General features: G+C 69.9%; 1 protein-coding gene. It reads left to right on the top strand.

All coding sequences use genetic code 11. The features are described 5' to 3' along the window. The first annotated feature begins 316 nt into the window (after positions 1 to 316). A complete protein-coding gene (locus ACFQEU_RS16345; protein WP_379783881.1) occupies positions 317 to 1,084 on the top strand; it encodes a hypothetical protein in 768 nt (255 codons plus the stop codon). Positions 1,085 to 1,133: the final 49 nt, after the last annotated feature.

The following is a 1,133-nucleotide window of genomic DNA, read 5'->3' as shown; positions in this document are numbered from 1 at the left end:
CGGCTCCGCGTCGAACTCGTAGTTCCCGTCCTCGCCGCCGAGACACCCCGCGACGGCGACCGCTCCGGTCGCCGCGAGCGCGCCGAGCAGTCGTCTTCGATGCATACGCGGAGGTACGCCGGCACGCGCTGTTAAGCGTATCGCCGGGCGTATCAGCCCTGAGACCGCCGGACGGGAGCCCCGATCGCCCCCGATCAGCGGCCATTGGCCATCCAGGCGGGAGCACCGGGGCGGGACTACCGGGGCGGGACCGTAACCGTGTGGACGCGGACGGAAGGCACAAAGTTCACGTCACCCCGCCTGCGATCCGTACCAAATGGAACGTCGAGGACAAACCGGACTGGCGGAGGCGCTCCTGCTCGACGTCGTCCGCCTCCACGAGACCTGGATGGAGGTCGTGTTCCCGCGCCAGCTCGACCCCAGCACCGTGTTGGGCAAGTGGAAACCGGAAACCGCCCCACAGACGATCGGCTACTACTGCTGGGCCGTCCTGGGCGCGCCGCTCGTCGCCGTCACCTATCCCCTGCTGCTCGTCGGCTTCGCCACCCGGTTTTACGCCGCGAAGCTCGACTCCGCGGTCACCCGCTTCGGCATCGCGGGCGCGGTGATCGTCGCCACCGTCGTCTGGGGGTCGCTCACGGCCGTCACCTACCTCCAGCTCGCGACCGAGGACGTGATCGCCGTCGGTGCCGCCAGCGTCGTCGCCATCGTCGCCGCCGCCCTCGCCGCCGGCTTCTCGAAGGCCGGCGGCCGGTTCGTCAGCGTGCTACTGGCCTATCCGTTCGCGATGACCGCCATCTTCCTCCCCCCGGTCGTCGCCGCGCTCGTCACGCCCACCTTAGAGGAGATCATCCTCCCGCCGAGCTACGACTTAGCCCGCTGGATCCTCGACACGTTCCTCTTCGTGGGCGGAGTCAACGACGTGCTCCGTGGCGCGTTCGACCTGGAGACGTTCGGCGAGCAGTGGGGCCTGCCCGGTCTCGGCTACGTGCTGATGTGGGTCGGGATCTCCGTCCCGCTCGGCTGGTTCCTCGGCGGTCTCGTCGCCCTCGCGAACCTGATCCGGCCGAAGCCGGACGCCTGAGGTCGACCGCGACGCCGATTCGCCGACCGGGACGCCGACCCGCCGACCG

Origin of the sequence: Halorubrum tibetense, assembly GCF_042661865.1 — an archaeon.
GTDB lineage: Archaea > Halobacteriota > Halobacteria > Halobacteriales > Haloferacaceae > Halorubrum > Halorubrum tibetense.
Note: the sequence above shows the minus strand (reverse complement) of the source record. Positions and strands in the feature narration are given on the sequence as shown.

Coding starts and splice junctions, on each gene's coding strand:
- ACFQEU_RS16345 (WP_379783881.1), top strand. CDS start 317: ATGGAACGTCGAGGACAAACCGGACTGGCGGAGGCGCTCCTGCTCGAC.